We start from the raw sequence: 622 nt of genomic DNA on the forward strand, positions 1-622 counted from the left end.
CCACCCACCCGTCGTCGTCACGCGCACCCCCCTCATGCGGTCCTGACCGGTGCGGCACAATCGCGGTCAACTGGGCGGGCAACGGTGGGGGTGGGAACGTGGGTCGTTTTGGCTCGCGAAGCCGACGTAAGGGCATACCGAACGAGCCGACGCTACTGGCTGCGGCTGCCGAGAATCCCGGTGGCAGCGTCGCCGAGATCGACCCGACGTATATCGACGACCCGAACGGCTACGTACCTCCCGAAGCAATCCGCGGCGCGTGGTTGGTGGATAGCAGCGGGAAACTGACAGGTGAGTACCAGGAGAATCTCCGTCACGGGGTGCCACAGGACGACTTCAGCAAGCTCACTGATCCTGATCACTGGCTTGGCTGGCTCGGCGATGATCCCGCGACCGCCGTCCGGAAGGGCATCGAAGAGTCCTTGCGCGCCCAGGTGGCAGACGCAGTGGTCGAGTGGGTCAAGATCCTTGAAACGCCCCGGTTTCTCACGGGTGGGCGTCGACATTCTGAGGACGAACAGGTCATGTTGGTCACCCGCGCGGCACTCGCCGCGCCGTTTGCGTTGTCCGTGCGCACAACGCAGCACGGGCGTTCCATCCTCCTGGGGGTGTTCTCCTGGGC

Annotated in this window: 1 protein-coding gene; it reads left to right on the forward strand. The window is 65.0% G+C overall.

The genetic code is table 11. The features are described from left to right. Positions 1-98 precede the first annotated feature (98 nt). Positions 99-622, forward strand: a 524-nt coding sequence (locus KVT44_RS55525; protein ID WP_217576855.1) for a hypothetical protein, incomplete at its 3' end; no start/stop codon positions are given.

It is taken from the genome of Streptomyces sp. GbtcB7 (genome assembly GCF_019091445.1).
GTDB classification, from domain to species: domain Bacteria; phylum Actinomycetota; class Actinomycetes; order Streptomycetales; family Streptomycetaceae; genus Streptomyces; species Streptomyces mirabilis.